We start from the raw sequence: 24,625 nt of genomic DNA, 5'->3' as shown, positions 1-24,625 counted from the left end.
CGATGCTCGACCTCTACGGACAGAAACTCTCATCCCGCCTTCTGCTTGGCACGGCGCTCTATCCCTCGCCTGCCGTCATGGCCGAGGCGGTGAAAGCGTCCGGGACGGAGATCGTCACCGTGTCGCTGCGCCGCGAAACCTCCGGCGGCAAATCCGGCGGTCAGTTCTGGTCTCTGGTCCAATCGCTCGGCGTTCGCGTCCTGCCCAACACCGCCGGCTGCCATTCGGTGAGTGAGGCGGTCACGACGGCGCGCATGGCGCGCGAGGTGTTCGGCACGAACTGGATCAAGCTCGAGGTGATCGGCAATCACGATACGCTGCAGCCCGATGTCTTCGGATTGGTCGAAGCCGCAAGGATTCTTGCCTCGGAAGGCTTCGAGGTTTTCCCCTACACGACCGACGATCTCGTCGTTGCCGAGCGCCTGCTTGACGCCGGTTGCAAGCTGTTGATGCCCTGGTGCGCGCCGATCGGCTCGGCCCGCGGGCCGCAGAACCTCGACGCGCTGCGCAGCCTGCGCGGTCATTTCCCCGATATTCCTCTGATTGTCGATGCCGGCATCGGCCGCCCGTCGCATGCCGCAGCCGTGATGGAACTCGGCTACGACGCGGTGCTGCTCAACACGGCGATAGCCAAGGCAGGCGATCCTGTCGCCATGGCCGCGGCCTTCGGCAAAGCGGTCGAGGCCGGCCGCGAGGCCTATTGCGCCGGCCTGCTCGAACCGCGCGACATGGCCGTTCCCTCCACTCCTGTTATCGGCATGGCGGCATTTTCATGAAGCTCGATCCGTTCTACCTGATCGTCGATTCCGCTGCATGGATCGAACGTCTGGTGCCGCTTGGTGTCAAGCTGGTGCAACTGCGCATCAAGGACCAGGACGACGCTTCGCTGCGCCGAGAAATTCGTGCTTCGAAGGCGGTATGTGCGCGACACAGCTGCCAGCTCGTCGTCAACGATTACTGGCGCATCGCTATCGAAGAGGAATGCGACTTTGTCCATCTCGGCCAGGAGGATCTGGAGAGCGCCGACATCGGAGCGATCCGGCGCGCCGGCCTTAAACTTGGACTGAGCACGCATGATTGCATCGAGTTGGAAACGGCGCTCTTCACGCAGCCGGACTACATCGCGCTCGGGCCGATTTACCCCACCATCCTCAAGGCGATGAAATGGGCGCCTCAGGGCCTTGAACGCATCGCCGAATGGAGGAGACGTGTCGCGCCCGTGCCGCTCGTCGCCATTGGCGGACTGAACCTGGAGCGGCTTCCCGGTGTATTCGGACATGGCGCCCAAAGTGCAGCGGTGGTTACCGACATTATCCGCGCTGCCGATCCCGAGACGCGCACGCGTGAATGGCTCGAGGCAACGGCGCCTTGGCGATGAACCCGCGGCCTCACGTGCTGGTCGTCGCAGGAAGCGATTCAAGCGGCGGAGCCGGAGTGACGCGCGACGTCGAAACGATCGCGGCGCTCGGTCTCAGCTCTTGCGTCGCGGTGACGGCGGTGACCGTCCAGACGCATCAGTCGGTCAACTGGATCGAGCATATGCCGCCGGATCTTGTCGTGGCCCAGATGCGGGCCGCCCTCGCCGCCAACAGTGTGAAGGCCATCAAGATCGGAATGCTTGGCACCCACAGCGCGATCACGAAAGCCGTTGCGGTTATACAGGATCATCCCGACATTCCGGTGGTGCTGGACCCGGTCCTCGCCTCCTCGTCCGGTGGGGCGCTAATCATGGAAGACGCTGTCGTCGCGCTGCGTGATCATCTCATGCCGCTTTGCCGGATTGTTACGCCGAACCTGCCCGAATTGGCCGTGTTGACCGCATCGGCGATCGCAGTCGACGAGGCATCCGCTTGCCGCCAGGGCGAGGAATTGTCGAGATCCGTCTCGACCGCCGTCCTCGTCAAGGGCGGTCATGCGCCCGGAAGGGATGCAGTCGACCTCTTGGTGCAGCCGAACCGAACTCCGCTTCGATTCATGGCGCCGCGGCTGTCGGGCGAGATGCGCGGGACGGGCTGCATGCTCTCCAGCGCCATTGCCGCCTCTCTTGCGCTCGGGGCGTCGCTGGAAGAAAGCGTGCGGGCTGCCAAGCGACATGTTTTCAAAGCAATCGCAGGATCAAAATGACATCGAGGAGATAATGCCGTCGGGCTGGTCGACAAGCAAACTTGCAGATCAGCAATATTCGCGTGTGGGTTTACCCGCCGGCGGTCCGAGGCCTGTCTTTGGTTGATAGCCGCGGCCTTAGACCGTCGCTGTCGCGGCGGAAAAAACCGGCACATCGAGGTCGGCCTCCGTTACACCCGCAGCTGCTCGCGCAATCCGATTCCGGCCACCGGACTTGGCTGCGTAGAGTAGTTGATCGGCGCGTGCCATCAGGTCTTGGAGGCGCTCGCCTGTCCGACGCTCAATCACGCCAAAACTCGCTGTCGCACGGCGGCCGTCGGTTAACTTTTCATAGGATTGGCCTTCGGCCCGAGCCCGAACTCGCTCGGCCACGGCCACAGCTTCCGCTTCCGGCGTATCCGGCATCAGGATGGCGAACTCCTCGCCGCCGATGCGGCCGACGAGATCCGACCATCTGAGTTCGCTGGCCAACGCCGCGCCGAACCCCCGCAGAACGTCATCTCCAGCCTGATGGCCGTAGGTGTCGTTGATGGATTTGAAATGGTCGAGGTCACAAAGGATCAGCGAGATTGGCGCCGTCGTGACCCGGCGTAGCACGATATTTGATCGATCCTCGAGCCCTCGGCGATTGAGCGCGCCGGTCAGAGGATCGATATCCCGCTCCCGTCGCAAATCGTCCAGCAGATCGGAGAATGCCGCGGCTAGGACGGCGAAGGCGAGTGCGGCACCCATGACCGCGAGAGAAACCTGCAGCGCCTGCCAAAAAGCGGATTGGCCGAACGCATTCGCCGAGAACGGCGCGTTAGGTCCGATGGTTAGTGCTGTCCTCGGAAAGAACTGGACCGCAAACACGAACATGATCCAGAAGAGCCCCCGATCGACCGCGGTTGTTCCTGGCCGAGGAATCAATTGTAGCGACGCGACCGCCAGGATGGCGCCATAGCCAAAATTTTGGATGTAGATTCGGGCGAGCAAGTCCGGTGAGGCATAGCAGAAGTAGCAGATGAACCCCGTCATTGCCGTCAGTATCGCGAGATCGGCGGGCAGTCCGAACTGCCTTTGCGATCGGCGCAGTATTCCTTCGACGGCGGCGAGCACGGCGGAGGTGTAGAACGCGCTGGAGATCACCGCGTTGGGATAGGCCGCATCGGGAAGATGCAGAATCTGGACCGACGCGCCTGCGCAAAAAAATACGCAGGCGCAGGCAACCAGCAAAAGATAATGGCGCCGCCGCTCGACGAGCCACGCGCCGCAGAAGACGATGGCAAAAATGATAAACATCCCGGGCGCTATCAAGGACATTGCTATTGTCGACGGAGGCTGAAACATTTCTGCTCTTATAATAGTTGCGGATTGGCTTTCGACGTCTACGGGTTACGTGACATTCTGCCGGATCAGGCCCAATGTTCGCTGAAGGCGATCCATAAAATCCTAATCGAAATTGTGGATTCTCAGGCCCTTTGCCGCCGCCCAGCCACAGGGCATCGAGACCAGGCCGCTCCATTCGGGATACGTTGTCCCGATCATATGCTGCCCCCGTCCACTCCGCCCGAGACAGCCCATCGCCCATCGCCGGGGACGACGCGGAGGCACTGACATCCAGATCGATGTCTGCGCCTGGAAGCCGCATGGCTGTTAAATTCAGCGTCGGACTTGGTGGATGAAGCCGGCTCTGGGTGTAGACGCAATGTAGTGCCCAAGATCGGGTCAAATGAGACGCGTTCTTATCATTCGCATGTCGCCGAAACCTGGCAAAGACCGCAGATGTGCCACAACTTTTTATATCCTGCGTATGATATTTTGTGTCTGGTCACGATTTGAATCGACGCTTTGATCGCCGGCATGTCAATCGAGTTTGGCATCGCCGGCTCAGGGCCTTTTCCGAGCCGAATGCCTCATGAACGGGGCGGGCGCCTCAACATATCCAACGAAGTTTGGATCGACGTCCGCCATTCATAAGCTCATCCAGCGCGGTGTCGGCCCTTTGTCAGAGTGTGGGCACAGATTTCGGCTGCGCCAAGACGACGGGATGCGCGGAGTAGCTGAAAGTGTCGCCCTGGCTCGCTACACCTTGCCGGTCGATCTGGGTGGTAACGCCAGAAATGGTGTTCTGGTCAATCGTCAATGTCATGAAGCCCCAGGATTTGTAGTCGGCGTATTTCAGGACAGCGCCAGAGTCTGGAGCTATATCACCCGGGCTCGAATGGACTGCATGGAGATTATGGTAGCCACCATTGCCAGTGACAATGAACGGCGTCGGCCCGTCAGGCGAAATGGCTTGTTCGATGCGCTGGTAGTCGTGCACATGACCGGACAAGACGAGATTGGGCACGCGTCCGGTATCGCGGATGGCGTTCTCCAGCGCATCTGCCATTTTGGAACTGCCACTGTGGTAGACGTCAAATGAGTAGATCGGGTGGTGCAAGGCCAAGATGAGTGCGCGATCCGTAGGGGCCGTCGCGAATTCATTGGTAAGCCATTGTTGCTGTGTCGAATCGATCGACCCGCCCTCCGGCACATTGGTATACATCCCGATGATTGTTGCCAGGGGCGTGATCAGAGTCCAGTAGACGTTGGGCAGATTGAGCTGAACCCGGGGTGAGTCTTTCGAGATTGGATCGACGTCAGGGTGTGCCTGCATGAAGTAATCCACCCAGCCGTCGAGCGATGTCTGGGCTGTAGGGTCGTCGACCTCGCCATCGTGATTGCCAGGAATGGAGAAGATTGGCACATCATAGTGAGCGTATGGCTCATAGAACTGAGCGTACTAATCATCCCTCATGCCGGTGAAATAGACGACATCGCCGACATGATAGCAAAACTGCGGCTTACCACCTTTTCCACTCGCCAAGTGCTCGATCGTTTGCTCAGCGACGTTGTTCTGAAATTCCCCGTCCTGAACACCTCCAGTATCGCCAACGACGTGAAAAATCATTTCGTGCTGCTGGCTGATGTCTTCCGATATGGCTGGAAAATTGGCAGCAAGGTCGTAGTGATAGGGCGCCAAGCCTAGCGGCCGCGGCAGTGGCTGAAAGCTGGTGTTGCGATGGCTGACCGGATGCAGGTGGCTAACGCCGGGATGGGCCTGGGAATGCTTGGGGTTCGGGCGAGGACGCGTTTCGCCAGGCTGCAGGTTGGTGATCCATGTCTGGTGTGCTGGTTTGGTTTGCCGCGGCATGTCAAATCCTCTGATATTTTGCTTCGACCGAAGGTAGAGGCATATACAGTAAAGCAGCGCGTCCATGGCACCTCGATGAATACTACAACATACTTTAGAAGATAACTATGAATGTTATATGACCTGCACGGCTAATTACTTATACGCTCTCATCGCCGCAAATGCCGAGCGTCATTCCGGACGGCGACCTGAAATCGATCGTCGGCCAGCATGAGGCTCTTGTGCTCAAGGCCTGGTTACGTGAAGTGAACTGGAACCAAAGCCAGGCGGAACGCAATCTGAAAGTCAGCCGGCGGCATGATCGTCAAGAAGCTCAACCGCTATGGCATCAGGCGTCGTGGATCTTTGCCGCGCACTCATCGGAAAAGACCTGGAAAGCTGAATTTTTAAGACGCGCAGCGGCGGTCGGCTGGAAGCGGATGTTCCAGTGGGCCCGAAGGTGGGAACGGGGGTTCGTTGTCGTCGCTTGCAGATCCGCTTTGATTTCCGCTTCCCACCCATAGGAGCCGCATGAAGGTAAGCGCCAGGCCGTCTATAAGCCCAGTCTGCATTTGCCGATTGGAATTTGGACCTTCACGACAGTCCCAGCCCCGGGTTTGCTGTCGATGAAGAGCCTCCCTTCGAGCGTGGAGACCATCTGAGAACAGCCGGTGAGGCCGAGGCAGACGTGGTTTCTGGCCCGGGTCGAAAAGAAGGGCGTCTTTGCCTTGCGCAGGATTTCTGGCGTCATGCCGACGCCGTTGTCCGCGACCTCAAGGAACAGAACGTTGCGGCGAATGGCCGGAAAACAGCTTTCGGCGTTCGCCTTCCGGCAGGTCGCCGCGCACGCCTCCCGCCAGGGCGGTCCGCTTGACCAGGCGCGCAACCTGCTGGTCGTTGAGCCGATCGGCCCCGACCGCTTTGCCCTGGTCGGTGACGCGCCGGAACAGCGGTCCGTGCGCGATACGGGCGAGCTTGAGCCAGGTCTGCACCGCGACAACCGGGCAGGTGGCATCGGACGAGCCGCGCCCGACTTCGACCTCCCGCCAGCCGCTCGCGCCAGGCGCTCGCCGACCTCTGCCCGAAGATCAAAGAGTTGGGTGGCGCGTCGCTGCCGGCGCCATTCGCCACGGCGGCAATCGCCGCGCACGTCGTCGCCATGCGCCCCGACTCCGAGCTCTTCGCCTGGTGGCTCGCCGACCTGGTGCTGGCGCAGAGCCTGCGCTGGCCACGCGGCCGCTGCCGCTCATGATTGCCCAGGTTTTTGCTCCGGCATTCCGCACCGAGGCCGGCGGCGGCAAGCGCATCCGACCCGAGGACAAAAGCTTTGAGCGGGCGGTCTGCGTTGCCCTAGCGCTGGCCGCGGCCGATGCCTGCCGGCTCGCCGCCGAGCTGTCGCGCCGTGCCGAAAAGCTCGTGGCGGTGGCGCCAAAATTGCGCGCCAACGGCGCCGCCGAGGTGATTTTTTTGCTCCTGAATGAAGATGCTGTCAGCGGCTCGCTGGTGACAAAGAACCTTTCGCGTTTTGCGGCACGACGGCTGTTCGAACGCCTGCAACAACTCGAGGCCGTGCGCGAGCTGTCGGGCCGCCCCAGCTTAGTTTCGGCACACAGAACGCCTCCGAACCACGTGTTAGAAGGGGGACGCCAAGGCTGTGCGGAAAACGGTCGTTTAGCAGACATGGGCCAGCCGACGCCGAGATTGTTGCGTGTGGGCCCCATGCTTAGTGCCGGCACAGGTCGCCGCAACGCGCGGAAGAATCGCGTTCAGCGTCGCGGTCGATAATCAACATGACAACAAATCCTTCAAGTTACTTCACAGAATCTTTGCGTCCGCAAATCCCTGGCAATGGTATGTACCCCCAAAGTCTGAGGTCAGGCACCTGGCACCCTAGGTACTTGAAAGTATGCAACTGAAACCCGAGCCCTGTTGCGATCCAGGTCTGGTCCCTTAGCAATTCAATGTACCTGACGGGGGAAGTGATATGGCGATTCAGAATTCCAGGCATCCTATCGACCCTCCAAGAGACGGGGCGGGCATGTCGTCTAGCGAACTTCTCGAAGCGGCCGCCGATGAAATTTGGAGGCCATACATGTCTCACCAGACGTTCGATGGCCCGGATGCGACCCAGATCATCGCTAAGGACGGGCTGCAGCCAAGGGTTCATTCTCGCGACGCTCTTTGTTGCGGAACATTCGGCGAGTTGCTGCAAGGTCAGTTGCCGGTCGGCTCCATTGCCCGGGACCCTCACTTCTTGGTCACGATGCCCATCGCGCTTTTTGCGCGAGCTCACTTCATGCCGATTGCAGGCACCCGTTCCGTAACCGTTTATCCGTCACACAAAGTGAAGGCAAAGCGACTGGCTGAGAATCTCGTGATTGCGCTCGGCGCCTCAGGAGGAATCCTCCTTTTGCAATCTGAGCTCGCCGAAGGCAAAGGGCTGGCGAGTTCGTCTGCAGATCTTGTTGCGGCCGCTCGGTCTATCGCCGGCTGCTTCAAGTGTAGAGTCCGGACATCATTCATCGAAAAGCTAATGGCGGAGATCGAGCCATCCGACGGGGTGATGTACCCGGGTGTGGTTGCGTACCAACAGCGAGAATGTAGTCTTCTCTCCTTCCTAGGCCAAATGCCTCGGCTAGCAATCGTTGGTATCGATGAAGGAGGGACGGTCGAAACCGTCGACTATGATCAACGGCGAGGTGAGATCTCCACCAATCAAAGAGCCGAATATCAAGAACTCCTGAACCGCGCCCGGATAGCAATTCCAAAGGGTGATGCGGCGACGATAGGCAAAATAGCCACATCCAGCGCTCTTTTGCATCAGGAGCGAACTCCAAAGAAGCATCTGAACTCGATGCTGAAAGCATCCGAGGCCACCAGCGCTCTCGGGGTTATCGTCGCGCATAGCGGCACAATGATCGGAATCCTGCTTGATCGAATGGCGGCTGACTTTCCACGGAAGCTTCGGTCCGTGCTCGCCCGTGTAGCGCCGTTCTACAACTCGCCAAAAATCTATCTGACCATGTGACCGGCTGCAGGTGAGGTAAGCAATGGACGCTGTTCGCAAACGCCTGCCATTCGCCGGATATTCCGAAGCCTATGCCCTCCCCTGCATTATTAAGTGTGAGACAAATCTTTATCTCGCGCAGTTTGCGTTCATGAAGCTTCTCCCAGCGAAGTACATCATTGAGCAAGCGCTGGCTCAAGGGACTTTGACGCACGGCATGAAAGTTCTCGAGACCTCAAGCGGAACCTTCGCGCTGGGTTTGGCCGTCGTTTGCCGGGAACGTCGATTCCAGCTCGAAATCTTCACAGACCCAGTGATGGACAAAGGTCTGGAAAACAGGTTGACCTCCTTGGGAGCCGACGTCTGCATCATAACTGAAAAGGCGAGGGAGGGGGGTTATCAAAGAAGCCGCCTCGATGCATTGCAGGCTAGGATGAGACAGTTGGGCCACTCCTGTTTCTGGCCCCGGCAATACGAAACACCGGACAACCCCGCTGCCTATAAGCTCTTTGCCGATCAAATATCGGGGATGTTGGGCCCCGACGTAACTGTGGTCGGTTCTGTGGGGTCAGGCGGCTCCACTTGCGGAACGATAGAGCGCCTCCGGCAAAAGGCCCCTGGCGCCCGCCTGATTGGCGTGGACACCTTTAACAGCGTCATTTTTGGCCAACGGGATGGCGAACGGAAACTGCGGGGGCTGGGGAACAGTCTTGTCCCCAAGAACGTGAAGCATGAACTCTATGACGAGGTGCATCTCATCTCGGCTCCGCTCGCATTTGCTGCAACGCGAACCCTCCACGAGCGGCACGCTATTTTCGCCGGACCGACCTCCGGAGCGAGCTATATCGTGGGGCGTTGGCGCGCTCGGCAGTGTCCGAGAGAATCCGTGGTCGTCATATGTCCCGACGAAGGGCACCGCTACGCAGAAACTGCTTACGACCACGAGTGGCTCAGGCAGAACGGATGCCTACACGAGGGTGCTCTTCCGGACACTCCCTCTAGCGAAGAGCATCCCTCGTCCGCTCTCCCGCCATGGAACCGATATCTTTGGAAGCGGAAAAGCCGGGAAGCTGTCCTAAACGTTCTGGAGGACGCATCATGATGAACCGAGGTAGCTTCCTTTTCGTGGAAAGCAACACGACCGGCACCGGCGAACTGTTGATGAAACGCGCCCGACTCCTAGGCTTTGAAACCTACCTCGTTACCCGCAATCCTGCGCGCTATCCGTTTCTTAAGGACGCGGTCGCCCAGGTGATTGAAGCTGAAACGCGCAGTCCGGACGAACTCGTCGGGGTCGCTGCCAAATTAAGCGGCCTGGCAGGAATATACTCGTCCTCGGATTATTTTGTGGAAGCAGCGTCTAGTGCGGCGATGGCGATGGGGCTACCAGCAGCGAATCCGCAGGCTATAGCCACATGCCGCAACAAATGGAAGCAAGCGGCCGAGTTGCAGCGGCAATCAATCGCGATCCCTGAAACACGATTGGCCACTTCCGTCAGAGACGTCGAGAATATTCTTGCCCAAGCCACTCTACCGGTGGTCGTCAAGCCGGTGTCCGGAAGCGGCAGTAGCGGCGTGAGGTTGTGCGATAGTTCCATAGCCGCCATCAAGGCGTTTGAGAGCGCAAGGGGCGCACTGCTCGATCAAGTGGATCTGCCCAGTCCCGACATCCTCATCCAGCAATATGTCGAGGGTAAGGAATATTCTGCAGAGATAATTGCGTGCGATGGGACGCTGCATTGCCTTGGAATTCTTGCCAAGCACAAGGGGCCGCCTCCCTGCTTCGTCGAGGTAGGGCACGACTTCCCGGCCCCGCTAACGGAGCCATCTCAGCGGGAATTGGCCTCTTTTGCCGCGGGCGCGGTGTCGGCTCTGGGCCTGAATTTCGGGCCGGCTCATGTGGAATTCGTGATAGCGGAGTCGGGCCCCGTCATCATCGAGGTTAACCCCAGGCTGGCTGGAGGGATGATTCCAGTCATGCTCTCCCACGCCCTGGGAACGTCAATCCTTGCCATGGTGATCAAACTTTACGCGGGAGAAGGGTTCACGCCCCCACACGCAAGTGCAAGGGCGGGAGCCGTCCGTTTCCGACTTGCTCCCACGTCCGGTAAACTCAAACGCCTGAGCTTTTCTCGAAATCCAGACCCGACCGTGCCCGAGGCGGGGCTACTGAAATCTGAGGGAGGCGAAGTTCAAATAAAGGGCGACTTCAGGGACAGAGTAGCCTACGCCGTAGGCGTCGCTGATGAACTCGATGCCGCCGCCGCGGCGGCTGATCGGATGATCGATTCCATTGAGATCGATATCGAGACGGCTGCTGGCGAATCGGACAAGCCAAACCCTGGGTCGAGCGAGGGCATGTGGACCCTGCATCTTGAAGCGATGAAGTTGCTCGCCCCGCCTATAGAAATCTCGCGGGATGGCCGCCTTTTGCAGCACCAAGCGGCCATAGATGAAGCACATCTGGTGATGCTTGCGGACCAGGGCTTGGTCAGCCAGGCGGCCGCAGCCGATCTCCTCAAGCACATCGTGGATCTGCAGGACGAGGGCTTTCAGTCCTTGGAGGGCCGCGATGCCCCTCGTGGCCTCTACCTTGCCTATGAGGCCGAACTTGCTGCCAGAGCTGGCCCGGAAAAGGCCGGCTGGCTGCACCTTGCGAGGTCCCGTAACGATTTGAACGCGACCATTTCTCTCCTGGTTCTTCGGGAGGCTGCATGTTCCATTTCACAACAGATAGGAATTGCACAAGGTGCCCTACTTCAGCGAGTGGAGGAAGCGTCAAGCCTTGTGGCCCCGCTGTACAGCCAGTACCAGATCGCACTCCCCGGATCGCCAGGGCACTATCTGCTTGGCGTTTTCTTCGCTCTGGGGCGCGAGCGCCAGCGCCTCCATAGCCTGCTGGAAGACATCAGGAACTGCCCTATGGGAGCTGGTGCCGGTGGAGGCACCAGTATGCCGATTGATCCTTTGAAAACCGCAAGTCTTTTAGGATTTGAAGAGCCGTCGTTCAACTCTCTTGATGCGGTCGCGAGCCGCGACCATCACCTGCACGGGCTTTCTGTCTTTGCTAGCATCTCGACCTTGCTCAGTCGTGTGGCCCAGGATCTGCAAGTCTGGACAACACGCGAGTTCGCTCTGATCGATGTTCCTCGAAATCTTGCCGGCGGCTCTTCCATGCTCCCGCAAAAGAAGAACCCGTTCCTGCTTGAACACATCAAGGGGTCGGCAAGCACTGTAATCGGCGCATACGTTTCTGCGGCAACGGCTACCTGCAAAGCGCCTTTTAGCAACTCGATTGAAGCAAGCAACTACGGCTGCTCTCCTCTCAGGCTTTCAGAAGAGTCCCTGCAGAGGGCCATCATCCTCACATCGCTTATCGTGAAGTACATGTCGTTCAACGTCAGGTCGATGCGTGACCATCTGGAAGACGGGTTGTCAATGACGGCCATCGCCGCCGAACGGATGGCCTCGCGAGGCATCCCTTTCAGGGAGGCCCACACACAAATTGGCGAGATCGCCCAGCGCCTGTCTCAGGATAGCTGCGCCACCCAGCGCCGAAGCGAGCTTGCCAGCCAACTCGCTGGCGTGTTCCCGGCGAGTCTCGAAGAGTGCAGAGATGCCCTGCAGTTCGGAGGAGGACCCGGAAAACGATCAACCGATGACCAGCTTTCCAAAGCAAAAACGCTTTTTCGAGACATGGAGCTGAAATGCGCCGAGATATCGGAACGCTGGGCGCACGCCGAGGCGCACTGCAAATGGAGGGTGAAAGAACTCATCGATAAACACCGATCCACTTGAAGGAGTGGAGTGCGCGGAAAAGTCTGGTCGGGTGTCTAGGAACTGGACAGGGATTGCGGTCCGAACTGACCTCGGGATTGAACGCGCCGCTGACTTGGCGTGAAGAGAGAGGTATCCGTTGTCGGTTCGTTGCCGGGTTCGTGTGGTTCAGGGTCTCCCTCCCATGTTCAAGTCAACGGTTCTCAGGACTGTCAGGAATTCTCTGCGCGAGGCCGGTTTCGCCATGGCTGACGAACCCTACGATGAAAGCGACGGCGAACCGGGTCTTCGCCTCGAACCATCCAAGCAGTGGTCGTTTCCACTCGTCGGCCCGTGGTTCAGAACCAAAACATAGCAGTCTCATGTCGTTCGAGCGCTCCTTACCGTCCAGACGCTGCGACGTGACAACTATCATGGCGCAGAGTTTGCGCTGAGAGCCACCTATATCAGGAGTGCCTAGGTGATGCAGATGCAGGCTGGCAAAACGCGGTTCGACGATTTCGACATAAAAATCCTTCAATTGGTGCAGTTCGACAACCTCATGCCGCAGCGCGAAATTTCGGACCGCGTTGGCCTCTCGGCACCGGCGGTAGCGAGACGCCTAAAACGGCTTCGGTCCACCGGGATAATCAGAAAGGACATGTCCATCTCAAACGAGAGAGCGGTTGGCCGTCCTCAGACGGTCATCGTCGAGGTGACGGCTAAGAACGGAAAACCGGATTTGCTCGACGGGATGAAAAGACGGTTCCTGAACTGCCCCCAGGTGCGGCAATGCTACCACGTTACCGGAGAGGCAGACTTCATCCTCATAATTTATACCTGGGGGATGGACGAGTATACGTCTCTCACACGCCAATTATTTTTCCAGGAAGGAAACGTGAAGAGCTTCCGAACTCGCGTCATGATGGAAGAGGTTAAGTCCGCGGATCCGATCCCGCTTTAGCCATCGCAATTCCGGCGCCTCGACTTCAGCTTCGCCGCTTCACGCTCGAGGTACTGGATCTCAACTTCAGACGGAATCGATCTCGCGTTCAAGGACATTTTGCAAGCCAAACTTTTTGTCGCAGTAAGTAGCGCCGGTGTCAGAAAACCCGGACGCCAGATAAAAATGTCTAGCCCATACGTTATCTTCTTCAACGGCAAGCATGAGGCGGCTGGCAGATGGGCGGTTTGTGGAAATCCATTGAGAGACAAGTTCGGTGGCCGCTTTTCCATATCCGTTACCTTGGTATCCTCGACCCACGCGAAAGCTGTGCAAGGTAATCACGCCTGGCGGGGCCCATTCAGGCAAGGCCGCTTGTTCACGCAGGACAAAGAAGCCAACGATCTGATGGCGGACATCGACTGCAAATGGGTGCTCCAGATCGGGGCGTGCGTTACCTTGAAGCTCGGAGAACACAAAATCCAACGGGTCGACAAACCGTTCTTGCTCGAGCTCGAGTTCTAAGTGGGCGACGCGAGCTCGATCAAAATGAGATAAAGTCTTCAGCGTCGCGTGCATGCAAGCTAGATCTCCCTTTCGGTGGAAGTTGTAGCCTCTGATGAAGCACGAATGGATTAACTCAACCTCCACCCGAATGTCGGTTGGCAGCTCCTCCCGACTCCAAAGGGACGGGAGCAACAGCCGTGCCACCTGAGCAGAAATGACTTCGTGCGATGTTTATGGGCTATAATTCAAGAGCATGAGAGTGAGGTGGGGGGGACGGACATCGAACACCGTGTCGCGGACGCGACAAACGTCAGGCCTTCCCTCGTTCATGTGCCCGACGTCTTGCGCATTGGTGGGATTGGTCAGGAACCGATCACGCGGGCGGTGTTATTTTCCGGTCATTTTGACCGAGGTATGGCCGAGCTGCTACTGCGCGGAGCGCTCTCGATGTCGGCGGAGGAGGCATAGCCGGCGTGCAACGAGCGGACCGAGAATAGAGCGCGCTCCGGTTCCGGAAGATCGGCCGGGACACCGGGGACGTCGGCACTCTGAGTCGCCAATAGGATCGCTGGTCTTCGAAGCCGTTGTTGGAAGAGAGGGCTCGGTTCGGTCGCGCCAGTGCGGCTCAAACTGTGATCACGACATAATTTCCGTCAACATTGACCGCGACGGTTTCTGCCTGCAAAGGACCTTTGGCCAGAATCTCGCCGGGCTCGACTTCGACGGCAAAAGTACGCGCCTGCACGCTATCGGGATCGCACCAGGATTGACCTGTGCGAATGTCGAATTCCCAACCGTGCCAAGGGCAACGCACGATCTCTCCGCGACGGGTGAGGCGATATTCCCCAGGACAAGGCGACTCAGCTCTGCTTACTAAGTCGCCTTGGCAAAGCGGTGCGCCTTGGTGAGGACAGCGATTAATTAGAGCAAAGAACTCGTCCTTAAGGCGGAACACGCCAATTTCCCGTCCTTTGACCGTCACGACCTTGCACGTGCCAGATGCAATTTCGTCTACCGTGGCGACCACATGGCGGCTCATGATTGGCTCAGCCCATACAACGTGCGTGCATTATCATGGAAAATCTTGCGCTTCCACGCTTCAGGCAAGGCGGCCTTGAATGCATAGCGCGGATCGTCCTGGTCCCAGTGGGGGTAATCTGTCGAAAACATCAACCGATCTTCCCCGATCCATTCGATCGTGGACAGCAGATCCTGAGGTCGCTCCGGCTCGTCAACCGGTTGGGTGGTAAGCCAAATGCGCTCGCGGACATACTCGGATGGCTTTTGACGCAAGAGTGGCACCTCTGCGCGCAAACGCTTCCACGCCGTATCCAATCGCCAACATAAAGAGGGCAGCCATCCGAATCCGGATTCCAGCAGGTTCACCTTCAGATTGGGAATGTGCGACAATACGCCCTCGCAAACCAAACTAATCACCGTATTCTGCATGGCCTGCACATAGGCGGGATGTTCCTCATGATAGTAGGAAGGCCAGCCGCCGGCAGTGGACGGGTACCCCCCTATTCCCCCGATATGGATCGCGATCGGAAAGCCGTTAGCCGCGCAGGCCTCCATAATGGGCCAGTACCGCCTACGCCCGATCGGCTCCACGCCACGCTGCGGAAACTGCACCTGCACAAAACGCCGATCTCCCGCCCGCCTTTCAATCTCCGCAATGGCCGCCTTTTCATCCTCCACGTTGATTTGCACCGCGCCCTTCAACCGCGGTTCCGGATCACACCAACGTGCGAGTTGCCATTCGTTGGCTGCGGTCGCCAAGGCCGCGCCGAATTCGACATTGCGCTCGCTGCTAAGCTCCATGGGCTGCACCATGATGCCGTATTCGACATTGAACAGATCAAGCAGCTGCTTTTGCATCATCGGAAGGTCCGCCCCGGGAACGGAGCCGTTCGATGGCCAAGCATCCTGCCGTACTCCGCCGCCCTTGCTCATCCGAGGGTAGTTCATTGTCTTCGCCAGTCCCTGGCGCCAGCGCGAGCCAATGGTTTCGCGATGCTCGCGCCAGTATTGAGGCAGGAACTCATCCAAATCGGCCAACGAGTTCCAGGTCGCGTGGATGTCGCAGTCAATAAAACCCGTATGGCTCGAAGCGGCGACCTTCGGCTTCTGGCTGAGAACGTTTGTGTCCATGTTGGTATCTTCGCTGTTCTTTGGTCAGTTCAGGCGGGGATAGGTCGCCAAAGCGTTGTCCACGAGCATCTTCGATAGTGATTCGTGTGATAGCCCCTGAGGAACCGCGTCGGTTCCGTCGAAATGCCAATGCGGATAGTCGGTGGAGAACAATAACATTTCGTCGGAGCCAATTTGATCGATGATCGTCTGGACCTGGCCGTCTGTTGGGGGGGCATCGAAAGGTTGGACCGTCAGCCGCACATGCTCGCGAATAATCTCCGACGGCGGGCGCGTAAGCCAGGGAGTTTCAGATCGTACGCCGCGCCATTGTTTATTCGCGCGCCATAGATGCGCCGGCAACCAAGTCACACCGGACTCCAGTAATACGACCTTGAGGTGCGGAAATTTGTTGAAAACACCTTCAACTACTAAGCTATTGAGAGCCCCAGAGAATCCCGGTGCCTGTGATACGTAGTCATCGATATAGTGCGACGACCAGCCCAAGGGACTGGGCGGATTGCGAAGACTACTTCCCGCATGGACGCCAATTGGCAAATCGTGGCGCTCGGCCGCAGCATAGATCGGCCAATTCTGTCGCCTGCCAAGTGGCATCTCACCCATAGCCAACATGAGCACCTGCACGAACCGTAGATCGGCAGCGCGACGTTCGATCTCTGCGACTGCCAGTTCAGGGCTGTGCACAGGCACGACAATTGACGCCCGAAGTCGAGGGTCGCGATCAAGCCATTCCGCGCTAATCCAGTTGTTTATGGCGCGACAAAGTGCTGCGGATAGGTCCTCGCTGAACATGATCTGCGAGCCATGTAGCACGTTGCAAATGGCGAATCGTGACTGAAATGGGTCAAGTACCTGATCCCGCAATTGCTCGAATTGTGAACCGGGAAGCCCTTGTTGGGGACGCCAGTCCGGGCGACACGATAGAGGGAGGCTTGGCGGATACGAACTGAGCTCGAAGTCTTCGCGATCAAGACCACGGCGGATGACGTGCTCCCGCCAGTAGTCGTCAAGATATGGCAGCAGCGCGCGAGTGTCTGGGAGTGCCACGTGGACGTCGCAGTCGATAGGGCGGGCCGGGGAAGAAACCATTGTCAGCACTTTGTCTGGCGACTTGGCAGGAGTAACTTACCAATGCATTACTACTGCAGCCGTGTTGCGTGGTTTGGGGGTCTTGATACCAGGCCCATGTCGGAGTTTTCGCGCAATCTGCGGCGCCACGCAATGTACAGATTTCTGAAAAGCGCATCAGTACAGTTTGTCGCGCAGTCCACCGGCAAGCCGGCTATGGCAAGTCGGACGCGGGAGTTGAAGCCCTCGACCCAGGCCCTGAACGGCGTCTCGAAATGGAATGCCTCGCGGTCTCCCAAAGGTCACAGAAGTCAGCGTCCGACAGTTTGTGCGATCAAATCGCCGATCCTGCCAATCTTCGCTTCGTTTTCTGCTGACCATGGAAACGACAAGTTCAAGGCTAAGAAATTTTCGAATGACCGGGCTGCGGCGGAAAATACCGAACCGGGCAAAATGCTGACGTTCTGCTTGTGCAGTTGGAGCACCGCGGTCATGGACGTAAATTTTTGTGGACCACGAACCCAACACATGTAACCGCCCGTTGGTCGGCTTACGGAACATCCCGTCGGCAAGCTGTCGGCGAGCAGTTGAAGCCCTCGCTCCATGCGCGATGCAAGAGTCTCCCGAATGCGTCGCAACTGCCTGTCGTGGCTTCGGCTGGAAAGATACTCCGCTACGGCCTGCTGTATGCGCTGATCATTCGGCGCGTAGTCGCCCAAGTAAGACGCGGCCAATATTCTCTGCGAATGTTTTCCGGCGACAATCCATCCAAGCCCATATTGTGGGGATAGACCGCACTCAAAGCTGCTAAATTGTAATACCGTTTCACCAGAGTCGAATTTTCGCAAACAGTTATCAGTTCCACTATCATACGTTATATCATCGAGCATACTATTTGCTATAATCGTAACGTCATTCTTTTTTGCTACCAAGACGATCCTTTTCATTCGATCTTCGCTATAGGTGATACCGGTCGGAAAGTGGTTGCTCACCATTAAAACGGCCACCCGGATTTCATTGTGCCTGACCAAATGCTCCAGCTGGTCAGGGTCAATGCCATTTACTGGATGTGAATAGATTTCGATCACACGTAAATTTCGCCGCTTAATACTCGATAAGGCAGGAAAATACGACGGACTTTCGACCAAGACGACATCGCCGGGATCAGTAAGGGCATCGAGACAGAGGTTGAACGCCTGTATCGCTGAACCGGTAATGACAATGTCTTGAGGACGGGTGACGACGCCGCGCTGCGCTGCGCGCTTCGCAATTTGGAGGCGGAGTTCAGGGTCGCCTCCTACGGAGTTGGCGGCAATCGCCTTTCTCCGCCTTAGAAGGCGACACATCACCCTGTCGACGTCAGCGCAATCGAACAGGTCGGCGCTGGGATGAGGTGCGCCGAAGGCATCCAGTGTCCGCTTTTGCCATGACAGCAGCAGGGCATGTGGGAAGTCCACGATCGAGACCGGTTCGATCGAGTTCTCGCCGTCATGTGGAAAATCTCCCATTTGTTGTAGCGGCGTACGCACCAGGTAAAACCCTGATCGGGGGCGCGCACTGCAATACCCCTGGCTTTCAAGCAGTTCGTAGGCGTGGTGGATCGTGACAGTGCTGAAACCGGTCAGGAGGCTGAGCTGCCTGATCGACGGCAGACGGTCGCCAACCTTTAGAGTGCCAGCGCTTATTTGTTTGTGAATGAGGTCGACAACAGAATTATAGCGATAGGACATTATGCCAGCGTAACAGTGCTGATCTTCGCTGTCTAATGGACGTAGAGCCATGACAGTTTTTCAGCGCGTTGACCCGTGAGCGGCGCACCGACAGCCGGTCTCGAACGGATTGTGATGATCAAAATCGAGCGCAGCTGTATCTAGGAACGTTCCAGCCGTTGATGTTAAGCGTTCTAAGATACCGCTTAGAGACGGACACGGGAACGGACCTGATGGGCGACTTTGTTATTATCGGAAGTGGTGTGGCCGGCCACCGTGCTGCTGCGGAACTTCACCGGCTCGAGCCAAGTCAGTCTGTGTACGTTTTCGGGACAGAACCAGGGGTGCCATATGACAGGCCTCCCCTCTCAAAAGAATACCTGAAGACAACAGAGCCAGTTCGTCCGGACCTTGGCCCTGCCGAGATCTATAAGTCGAACGTGACACTGCGGGATGGCCTCACTGCGACCAGCATCGATCGCCCCAATCAAACGATAGCGCTATCGGATGGCTCTTCTATTCAATATGATAGGCTCTTGTTGGCCACAGGATCGCGGCTACGCCGTCTGGATCTACCGAATATCGACCCTGCGCGCGTCTTCTATCTGCGCACGATTTTAGATGCCCAACGACTAAGGACGGCCCTGCATAACCATCTGCGTATCGCTATCATTGGAGGTGGATTCGTTGGTCTGGAAATAGCCGCGGCAGCAAAGCGCAATGGATGCACCGTCACCTTGCTGGAACGCGCGCCGGAACTCTTGTCGCGTGGCGCCACGCCTACACTCGCAGAGTTTGCCCGCAAGATGCATTCCCGACAAGACGTCAGGATTTTCCTTGACATCAACATCTGCGAAGCCTTCCAGGACGGGAACGATATTGTTCTGAGGTGGCCTGAAGGCGAGGTCAGATCTGACATCCTAGTGGTAGGCGTCGGCATTATTCCCAACATCGAGCTTGCCCTCCAATGCGGACTAGCCACCGCTGATGGAATCGTGGTCGATCAGCAATGCCGTACCTCCGACGAACGGATTTTTGCTGCTGGCGAGGTGACGAGCTATCCTGTCGATCACCTAGGGGTGCATATACGCACAGAGTCATGGAGCTCTGCTTCAGCTCAAGGCACCGTGGCAGCGACCAGCATGTTGGGAAGAGATGGCATGTTCAACGAGCTTCCATGGTTCTGGTCTGACCAGTATGACTCCAACATCCAATGCCTCGGATTGCCGAAGAGGGCATCGCGTTTCCACCAGATCGGCGACCTGAACTCCGAGAGTTGGCTGCGCATTGGAGTTGACGATGCCGGATCCTTGGTAGGGGCTGAAAGCGTTAATAAAGGGCGGGAGATGTCGGCACTTCGGCGCGCCGATCGAAGGGGCGAGCCAATTCCAACGGCGCTCATCAAGGACTCAATACTGGTACAGAGTTGCTCAACGGTTGGTGATTTGGGAGCTGGATCCGCGATCCTCAATCTAAATGTGAGGATGCAATGACGATGAATTGGGTAAGCCTGTGCCATCTGGATGACTTGGACGCCGATGGGATGTATCCATTCGTTATTGGGGAAAAGAAAATTGCGATATATTTAATAAGCGGCGCTGTCTACGCAACGGATAACATATGCAGCCACGCTTATACTCTATTGACGGATGGCTGGCTCGAGGATGGACTGGTCGAGTGTCCTTTGCACGGCGCACAATTCGACATAAGGACTGGCCAGGTGGTCAGAGGACCTGCCGATTGTCCAATTGCCGTTTTTGAGACGAGGATCCGCGAAAATGTCGTCGAAGTCCTCATCGAAGGGACCGTCTAAGCTGTGGTCAGTTCGGTACCCGGAACGCCGCTTCGGTAGTTCCAATTGTCACGTCATCGGATCGCTTACGCTTTGATCGTTTCCCTCAGAGTGGAGCCCGGATACTCCTTGCGGAATAGACCGCGCTTCTGGAGGATCGGGACGACCGATCGCGTGAAGGCCTCGAAGGAGCCTGGCATTACGGTGGGCGTCACTATGAAGCCATCACAGCCCTTATTTTCGAAGAAATCCTGAAGCTGGTCGGCCACGGTCTCGGGCGTGCCCACGACTTGAGGGCAGAGTTCGCTTATGGCGAAATGCTTGGCCGCTTCGCCGAGCGTGAGATTGTTGGCCTTGGTGCCTTGAAGGATGATATCGAAGGAACCACGAGAGCCGGTTTCTGCCGGGATGTCGATGATTGGCTTGTCGACCGGATACTGCGACAAATCGAGCCCGGTGTGGTCAGACATGAAGGGGATTCCGACGTGAGGGTCGACCAAGTCATTGATGTAAGCCTGCTTTTCGCGGGCAAGAGAGTTCGTTTCGCCGACGATCGGGTCTACTGAGACAAGGATGGCGCAATCGTCCGGATTTCGCCCCGCCCTGCCGACGCGATCCTTCATCTCGGCATAAAATTCCTGCATGTCCGGCAACGAGTGCTGAAGCGTAAAGACAAGCTCGGCGTGGCTGGCGGCAAAATCGCGGCCGCGCGGTGACGATCCGGCTTGCATAATGACCGGGTGTCCCTGAGGGCTCGGTGGGACGGTGAATACGCCCCTTGCTCCGACGTATTTCCCGGCGATCTCGGTGCGGCGCACCTTCGCCTCATCAATGAAGTCGCCGCTCTCCTTGTCAAGGACGAGCGCGCCGTCCGCCCACCCCGTCCACAAGTCGAGGCACACTTTCAGGACCTCCTCGGCGCGGTCGTAACGTTCACTGCGCGGCAGGAGCGCCTCCTCGCCAAAGATCTGCGCATCCAGGTCGCTAAAGGAAGTCACAATGTTCCAGGCGATGCGGCCGCCACTTAGCACATCAAGCGAGGAAAGCACTCGGGCTATCGCATAGGGGTCTTGGAAAGTCGTCGATAATGTCACACCGAGTCCAATGCGCGACGTCGCCCGCGCCATCATCGCCACTAGCGGGACAGGATCAAGCAGCGACATCTGCCCGCCTCGCGCCATAGTGGTTTCGTTATGGAAAGAGAGAACATCCGCGAAGAATAGTCCGTCAAATCTGCCGGCCTCGAGCGTTCTCCCCAGCGTTTCCCAGAACGCGGGGTCGAGAAACCGATTCTCTGTTTGCGGATGGCGCCACATGGCATGATGATGGCAAGTTGGCCCCGCCAAGAGAAACGCTACAAACTTCATCTGGCGAGACATTCTGGACTCCTACAATTTGGCTTTTGATATATATGCTGTTCTCATTGCAAGGGATGTGCCGACGGAGAAAACGTCCAGCTAGGTAACTGATTTACAATCGCTTTCCTCAAGCCATCCAAGGATGGTGCGAAAACTTTCCCGCAAAGCACTAGGAATGTGGGGCTAATGTTAGATTCAGAACAAGGTCTTGTGCAGATTCCGACGATTTATCGGACGGCATTCCGATCAAAAGCCGGACGCGTCCGGTTTCGTCCCGGAATCACCGTCCGGTTTCATTGGAATACGCAGTCTTGTTCATAGTCAGACTGGGGACGAACCAATGAAAGCGGATTGTTGCGGGGGATCCTCGACGCCGGCCCGTCGCAAGGCGCGGTCGACGATATGCGAGATCGAAGAGGACGTCGTGAACGGGCGATAGAGCGTCTTCGATCGCAGAACAGCCGATCTTCCACCACCATCGGCCGCCCGTTCTTGATTTATGTGTCAAACGCCGCGTCGCCGACCTCCTGGGCAGCGGCAGACGAACGCTCCGCCGGCTCTTACCGCACACGCGCACGGCGCTGGTATTACGCCAATGTGCGTCAAACCCGACCTTCATCCTTCGCCACGTCATACATTTCAGGCGAGATCAAGTTCTCCGGCAAGCCTGTAATTACGCGCCAGCGTGCGCAGCTTGTCCCAGGTCGCTTTCTCTATCTCAATGCCGTTTGCCATGCGCTTCTGTGCGCGCAAATATCCGATCTCGCCGGGGTAGAACACGCCGGGCGAGCCTTCCGACGGCGTCGCCGATTTAAGGTACCGCGCGAACTCGGCGACCTCATGTTTGAATTTGTTAAGCGGGCAGAACGCAGCCACGTTGAAGACAGCCATAAAACAGCCTAAATTCTCCCGGCCGCTCGACTGGGGCCCGAAACCAGGATCTGGCAGCAGTCCGCATAACAGTTCCACGATTGCAGCGAGGCCGCTGCCCTTGTAACCCTCGGGTCCGCCGAGCGGCAGTAGCACCCCGCCCTTGCGATAGTCGTGGGGGTTGGTCGTGGGGCGACCCTCGGCATCGATCAACCAGCCCTCGGGAATTTTCTCACGGCGCGCGATCGCCAGTTCAAGCTTGCCGGCGGCAGCGGCTGAGGTTGCCATGTCGAGCAGAAATGGGGCTTGGAGATTGGAGGGCACCCCGATCGAGATGGGGTTGGTTCCAAGCCGCGCCTCACGTCCACCGAAGGGCGCGACACAATCGGGAAAGCTACCGGAACCAGCGACCGCAAACCCGATCATGCCGGCGCTTACCGCCATCAAAGGATACGCGGCTAGCCGTCCAACATGGCTCTGCCTGAAGACTGTGCACGCCGCGACGTTCGCGGTCTTTGCTTTTTCGATCAAGAGCGCCATCGCCTTAGTGTTGACATGAAAACCAAAACCCCAATTGCCATCGATAACAGCCGTGGTGGGGGATTCTCGCACAATTGTCCACTCTGCACCCGGCACGATATCCCCTGCCTTCAGGCTGTCGATGTAGCCTGGAATGGCGATCACTCCATGAGAATCATGGCCAGCCAGGTTGGCGTTGACGCAGCCGGTGGCGACTGCTTGCGCTTCGTCCTCTGAAGCGCCGGCTGCTTTCAACAGCGCCGCGCATATGCGGGTGAGACGGTCGGGCTCCACCACCAAAAAGCGCCCTTCGTGCGGTTCACCCAGCCGTAGGTCTTCGGTTGAACTCATGAACGTTTCCTCGATTCAGGCCCATCACGACCATCAGGCGGCGTAACACCCCTAGCAAATTTCTTGCCACCCGCGTGGGTCGAACTCGTGAGTAAGGGCGAGTCCTCAAAACTCACTGGCGCGGCTACGCCGCTCACGCCTCGGTCATGGCGTCTAACCGGCCGCGATCACCGACGGCGCTATCCCTATGGATCGCCCCGTCGACAGCAACTCCGGTCGAGCTACGTCCTGCCTGGGTTACGAGCGAAGCTCTCTCTCAGAGCCAAGCTACGACTTTCGAAGCCACGCATTTGGCGCACAAGTAACATTAATCCCGAACGCGTCGGTGTAATAGGTATCTATCAGGAAACCTGATTCTTCTATCAATCTAAATCCATCTATAACCTCGTGATTTACTACCGCACTATTATCCTCTATTACATAGTAATCGCCAGACGACATAAACCTGTTCAAGTAACTAAATATTGAGAATATCTTCACGTGCGCATCGTCAACCACAAGCCAGGGATGCGGCAGCCTCGCCAGCAAATTTTCATCGAAGTTAGCGACGTCAGATATGTCTACTTGATGAAAGGTCAGCAATGGATGCTTTTTTGCGTTTTCATGAACGCATTTCGTATACAAATCAAAGGAGTGAACTTCACCGGGTATATCACAGAGCACCGACATGTTATCAGCAAACCATAGCCCACTGCCACCCTGATATGACCCGAGTTCTAGAATTGTTCTTGGCTGAAGTTCCCAAATGAGCCGTGGATATAAAGCTAGGTCAAAAGGAAGCTTGAGAAGTATCAGCCCTTTATAAGTCTTTGCTAAGGCGCCAGCTTTTGTGGCGCGCTTGTCAGCACTCCATGGGAAGAGAGTCTGCATCCATACCCGATCGGACGGCTTCGCAAAGCGGTCAGAATGATCAGCATTCAGGACGTTGCTGATGGTGTCACACATTCCTGGCCAGTCAGGAAGGAAATCTTGCCACCCCTGATCAAGAAGTCCGCCTGGTTTTATATGATCGGGATAGTTCTCGTGGGCGGCATCCCAAAAGGCCTGATAGCCGGAAGTGAGTTTCATAGGTCTATCTCCATATTGCGTCTGCCTCATTATCCGCGCAATCGGCGTGCCACTCGCGGAACGAGGTCGCACATGCTTTAACGAGGGTGATCAACCCATGAATGCCGGCGTGCCCGCTGTCAGGTGTCGGCGTGCTTTGTCGGGTTCAGGACATCGGCGCTCAGATGGCGCCTGCTACCTGAGTGACCTCTAACGGTACATGCGTCCTAATGCCGAGCACGTCCTCGACTACTTTCAGATCACAA

At 57.5% G+C, this 24,625-nt stretch carries 23 protein-coding genes and 2 pseudogenes; 12 read left to right on the top strand and 13 right to left on the bottom strand.

What is annotated here, in order from left to right; genetic code table 11:
• Positions 1 to 2 precede the first annotated feature (2 nt).
• Genes C7I87_RS31560 through C7I87_RS31550 form a run of 3 tightly spaced genes read left to right on the top strand, consistent with a single transcriptional unit; the run spans position 3 to position 2,124 of the window.
• Positions 3 to 776 (top strand): thiazole synthase, encoded by a 774-nt coding sequence (locus C7I87_RS31560; protein WP_149907872.1) that lies wholly within the window; start codon positions 3 to 5, stop codon positions 774 to 776.
• Complete coding sequence (locus C7I87_RS31555) at positions 773 to 1,378, top strand: thiamine phosphate synthase (protein WP_149907871.1); 606 nt, start codon at positions 773 to 775, stop codon at positions 1,376 to 1,378. Before C7I87_RS31560 ends, C7I87_RS31555 begins: the two co-directional genes overlap by 4 nt.
• Positions 1,369 to 2,124 (top strand): hydroxymethylpyrimidine/phosphomethylpyrimidine kinase, encoded by a 756-nt coding sequence (locus C7I87_RS31550; protein WP_149907870.1) that lies wholly within the window; start codon positions 1,369 to 1,371, stop codon positions 2,122 to 2,124. Before C7I87_RS31555 ends, C7I87_RS31550 begins: the two co-directional genes overlap by 10 nt.
• A gap of 117 nt (positions 2,125 to 2,241) precedes the next feature.
• On the opposite strand, the gene C7I87_RS31545 is transcribed toward C7I87_RS31550, so the two are convergent.
• The 3 genes and pseudogenes from C7I87_RS31545 to C7I87_RS31535 form a co-directional block, all read right to left on the bottom strand.
• A complete protein-coding gene (locus C7I87_RS31545; RefSeq protein ID WP_246696474.1) occupies positions 2,242 to 3,405 on the bottom strand; it encodes a GGDEF domain-containing protein in 1,164 nt (387 codons plus the stop codon).
• A 706-nt stretch (positions 3,406 to 4,111) separates the two neighbouring features.
• A pseudogene (locus tag C7I87_RS31540) lies at positions 4,112 to 4,873 on the bottom strand (metallophosphoesterase); the annotation flags it as partial.
• An 18-nt stretch (positions 4,874 to 4,891) separates the two neighbouring features.
• On the bottom strand, positions 4,892 to 5,302 hold the full coding sequence (locus C7I87_RS31535; RefSeq protein ID WP_149907867.1) for a hypothetical protein: 411 nt from the start codon (positions 5,300 to 5,302) through the stop codon (positions 4,892 to 4,894).
• A gap of 161 nt (positions 5,303 to 5,463) precedes the next feature.
• On the opposite strand from C7I87_RS31535, the gene C7I87_RS31530 reads away from it, so the two are divergent.
• The gene (locus C7I87_RS31530; RefSeq protein WP_149907866.1) at positions 5,464 to 5,805 is read left to right on the top strand and encodes a hypothetical protein; all 342 of its coding nucleotides are present in this window, start codon (positions 5,464 to 5,466) and stop codon (positions 5,803 to 5,805) included.
• Between the two features lie 29 nt (positions 5,806 to 5,834).
• Here the strand turns inward: C7I87_RS31530 and C7I87_RS36880 are convergent, their stop codons facing one another.
• Positions 5,835 to 6,032 carry an ATP-binding protein gene (locus tag C7I87_RS36880; protein WP_188394069.1) on the bottom strand — a complete coding sequence of 66 codons (198 nt, stop codon included), beginning with the start codon at positions 6,030 to 6,032 and terminating at the stop codon, positions 5,835 to 5,837.
• Between the two features lie 43 nt (positions 6,033 to 6,075).
• A pseudogene (locus C7I87_RS35440) lies at positions 6,076 to 6,342 on the bottom strand (integrase); the annotation flags it as partial.
• Between the two features lie 35 nt (positions 6,343 to 6,377).
• On the opposite strand from C7I87_RS35440, the gene C7I87_RS36875 reads away from it, so the two are divergent.
• The 6 genes from C7I87_RS36875 to C7I87_RS31500 all read left to right on the top strand — a co-directional run bounded on the left by C7I87_RS36875 (position 6,378) and on the right by C7I87_RS31500 (position 13,008).
• Entirely contained in the window at positions 6,378 to 6,533 is a 156-nt protein-coding gene (locus tag C7I87_RS36875; protein ID WP_373424804.1) for a DUF1403 family protein, read from the top strand.
• Complete coding sequence (locus C7I87_RS36870; RefSeq protein ID WP_373424803.1) at positions 6,530 to 7,066, top strand: DUF1403 family protein; 537 nt, start codon at positions 6,530 to 6,532, stop codon at positions 7,064 to 7,066. Before C7I87_RS36875 ends, C7I87_RS36870 begins: the two co-directional genes overlap by 4 nt.
• A 307-nt stretch (positions 7,067 to 7,373) precedes the next feature.
• Positions 7,374 to 8,309 (top strand): GHMP family kinase ATP-binding protein, encoded by a 936-nt coding sequence (locus C7I87_RS31515; protein ID WP_246696473.1) that lies wholly within the window; start codon positions 7,374 to 7,376, stop codon positions 8,307 to 8,309.
• A 22-nt stretch (positions 8,310 to 8,331) separates the two neighbouring features.
• Positions 8,332 to 9,390, top strand: a complete 1,059-nt coding sequence (locus tag C7I87_RS31510) for a pyridoxal-phosphate dependent enzyme (protein ID WP_149907864.1) — start codon at positions 8,332 to 8,334, stop codon at positions 9,388 to 9,390.
• Positions 9,387 to 12,086, top strand: coding sequence for a lyase family protein (locus C7I87_RS31505; RefSeq protein ID WP_246696472.1), 2,700 nt, complete (start codon positions 9,387 to 9,389; stop codon positions 12,084 to 12,086). The genes C7I87_RS31510 and C7I87_RS31505 overlap by 4 nt, the downstream gene beginning before the upstream one ends.
• A gap of 442 nt (positions 12,087 to 12,528) precedes the next feature.
• Complete coding sequence (locus C7I87_RS31500; RefSeq protein WP_246696479.1) at positions 12,529 to 13,008, top strand: Lrp/AsnC family transcriptional regulator; 480 nt, start codon at positions 12,529 to 12,531, stop codon at positions 13,006 to 13,008.
• Positions 13,009 to 13,074: 66 nt separating this feature from the next.
• Here C7I87_RS31500 and C7I87_RS31495 read toward each other — a convergent pair whose 3' ends face one another.
• The 5 genes from C7I87_RS31495 to C7I87_RS31475 form a co-directional block, all read right to left on the bottom strand.
• Entirely contained in the window at positions 13,075 to 13,566 is a 492-nt protein-coding gene (locus C7I87_RS31495; protein WP_149907863.1) for a GNAT family N-acetyltransferase, read from the bottom strand.
• A gap of 553 nt (positions 13,567 to 14,119) precedes the next feature.
• Positions 14,120 to 14,533, bottom strand: coding sequence for a Rieske (2Fe-2S) protein (locus C7I87_RS31490; protein WP_149907862.1), 414 nt, complete (start codon positions 14,531 to 14,533; stop codon positions 14,120 to 14,122).
• On the bottom strand, positions 14,530 to 15,645 hold the full coding sequence (locus tag C7I87_RS31485; protein ID WP_149907861.1) for an amidohydrolase family protein: 1,116 nt from the start codon (positions 15,643 to 15,645) through the stop codon (positions 14,530 to 14,532). Before C7I87_RS31485 ends, C7I87_RS31490 begins: the two co-directional genes overlap by 4 nt.
• Before the next feature lie 24 nt (positions 15,646 to 15,669).
• Positions 15,670 to 16,734, bottom strand: coding sequence for an amidohydrolase family protein (locus C7I87_RS31480; protein WP_188394068.1), 1,065 nt, complete (start codon positions 16,732 to 16,734; stop codon positions 15,670 to 15,672).
• 290 nt (positions 16,735 to 17,024) lie between these two features.
• Positions 17,025 to 18,443, bottom strand: coding sequence for an aminotransferase-like domain-containing protein (locus C7I87_RS31475; RefSeq protein ID WP_149907859.1), 1,419 nt, complete (start codon positions 18,441 to 18,443; stop codon positions 17,025 to 17,027).
• 212 nt (positions 18,444 to 18,655) lie between these two features.
• On the opposite strand from C7I87_RS31475, the gene C7I87_RS31470 reads away from it, so the two are divergent.
• Positions 18,656 to 19,915: an NAD(P)/FAD-dependent oxidoreductase gene (locus tag C7I87_RS31470; RefSeq protein ID WP_149907858.1), complete on the top strand. Its 1,260-nt coding sequence runs from the start codon at positions 18,656 to 18,658 to the stop codon at positions 19,913 to 19,915.
• A complete protein-coding gene (locus tag C7I87_RS31465) occupies positions 19,912 to 20,235 on the top strand; it encodes a non-heme iron oxygenase ferredoxin subunit (protein ID WP_149907857.1) in 324 nt (107 codons plus the stop codon). Before C7I87_RS31470 ends, C7I87_RS31465 begins: the two co-directional genes overlap by 4 nt.
• A gap of 65 nt (positions 20,236 to 20,300) precedes the next feature.
• Here the strand turns inward: C7I87_RS31465 and C7I87_RS31460 are convergent, their stop codons facing one another.
• From C7I87_RS31460 to C7I87_RS31450, 3 genes are all read right to left on the bottom strand, one after another.
• Positions 20,301 to 21,593, bottom strand: coding sequence for an LLM class flavin-dependent oxidoreductase (locus C7I87_RS31460; RefSeq protein WP_246696471.1), 1,293 nt, complete (start codon positions 21,591 to 21,593; stop codon positions 20,301 to 20,303).
• Between the two features lie 618 nt (positions 21,594 to 22,211).
• Entirely contained in the window at positions 22,212 to 23,312 is a 1,101-nt protein-coding gene (locus C7I87_RS31455) for an Ldh family oxidoreductase (RefSeq protein ID WP_188394067.1), read from the bottom strand.
• Positions 23,313 to 23,579: 267 nt separating this feature from the next.
• Positions 23,580 to 24,380 carry a CmcI family methyltransferase gene (locus tag C7I87_RS31450; protein ID WP_188394066.1) on the bottom strand — a complete coding sequence of 267 codons (801 nt, stop codon included), beginning with the start codon at positions 24,378 to 24,380 and terminating at the stop codon, positions 23,580 to 23,582.
• Between the last annotated feature and the right edge of the window lie 245 nt (positions 24,381 to 24,625).

It is taken from the genome of Mesorhizobium sp. SARCC-RB16n (genome assembly GCF_008520305.1).
Classification (GTDB): domain Bacteria; phylum Pseudomonadota; class Alphaproteobacteria; order Rhizobiales; family Rhizobiaceae; genus Mesorhizobium.
This window is presented reverse-complemented; position numbering and strand designations above follow the sequence as displayed.

Coding starts and splice junctions, on each gene's coding strand:
- C7I87_RS31560 (WP_149907872.1), top strand. CDS start 3: ATGCTCGACCTCTACGGACAGAAACTCTCATCCCGCCTTCTGCTTGGC.
- C7I87_RS31555 (WP_149907871.1), top strand. CDS start 773: ATGAAGCTCGATCCGTTCTACCTGATCGTCGATTCCGCTGCATGGATC.
- C7I87_RS31545 (WP_246696474.1), bottom strand. CDS start 3,405: ATGTTTATCATTTTTGCCATCGTCTTCTGCGGCGCGTGGCTCGTCGAG.
- C7I87_RS31535 (WP_149907867.1), bottom strand. CDS start 5,302: ATGCCGCGGCAAACCAAACCAGCACACCAGACATGGATCACCAACCTG.
- C7I87_RS31530 (WP_149907866.1), top strand. CDS start 5,464: ATGCCGAGCGTCATTCCGGACGGCGACCTGAAATCGATCGTCGGCCAG.
- C7I87_RS36880 (WP_188394069.1), bottom strand. CDS start 6,032: ATGACGCCAGAAATCCTGCGCAAGGCAAAGACGCCCTTCTTTTCGACC.
- C7I87_RS36870 (WP_373424803.1), top strand. CDS start 6,530: ATGATTGCCCAGGTTTTTGCTCCGGCATTCCGCACCGAGGCCGGCGGC.
- C7I87_RS31515 (WP_246696473.1), top strand. CDS start 7,374: ATGTCTCACCAGACGTTCGATGGCCCGGATGCGACCCAGATCATCGCT.
- C7I87_RS31510 (WP_149907864.1), top strand. CDS start 8,332: ATGGACGCTGTTCGCAAACGCCTGCCATTCGCCGGATATTCCGAAGCC.
- C7I87_RS31505 (WP_246696472.1), top strand. CDS start 9,387: ATGATGAACCGAGGTAGCTTCCTTTTCGTGGAAAGCAACACGACCGGC.
- C7I87_RS31500 (WP_246696479.1), top strand. CDS start 12,529: ATGCAGATGCAGGCTGGCAAAACGCGGTTCGACGATTTCGACATAAAA.
- C7I87_RS31495 (WP_149907863.1), bottom strand. CDS start 13,566: ATGCACGCGACGCTGAAGACTTTATCTCATTTTGATCGAGCTCGCGTC.
- C7I87_RS31490 (WP_149907862.1), bottom strand. CDS start 14,533: ATGAGCCGCCATGTGGTCGCCACGGTAGACGAAATTGCATCTGGCACG.
- C7I87_RS31485 (WP_149907861.1), bottom strand. CDS start 15,645: ATGGACACAAACGTTCTCAGCCAGAAGCCGAAGGTCGCCGCTTCGAGC.
- C7I87_RS31480 (WP_188394068.1), bottom strand. CDS start 16,734: ATGGTTTCTTCCCCGGCCCGCCCTATCGACTGCGACGTCCACGTGGCA.
- C7I87_RS31475 (WP_149907859.1), bottom strand. CDS start 18,443: ATGTCCTATCGCTATAATTCTGTTGTCGACCTCATTCACAAACAAATA.
- C7I87_RS31470 (WP_149907858.1), top strand. CDS start 18,656: ATGGGCGACTTTGTTATTATCGGAAGTGGTGTGGCCGGCCACCGTGCT.
- C7I87_RS31465 (WP_149907857.1), top strand. CDS start 19,912: ATGACGATGAATTGGGTAAGCCTGTGCCATCTGGATGACTTGGACGCC.
- C7I87_RS31460 (WP_246696471.1), bottom strand. CDS start 21,593: ATGTCTCGCCAGATGAAGTTTGTAGCGTTTCTCTTGGCGGGGCCAACT.
- C7I87_RS31455 (WP_188394067.1), bottom strand. CDS start 23,312: ATGAGTTCAACCGAAGACCTACGGCTGGGTGAACCGCACGAAGGGCGC.
- C7I87_RS31450 (WP_188394066.1), bottom strand. CDS start 24,380: ATGAAACTCACTTCCGGCTATCAGGCCTTTTGGGATGCCGCCCACGAG.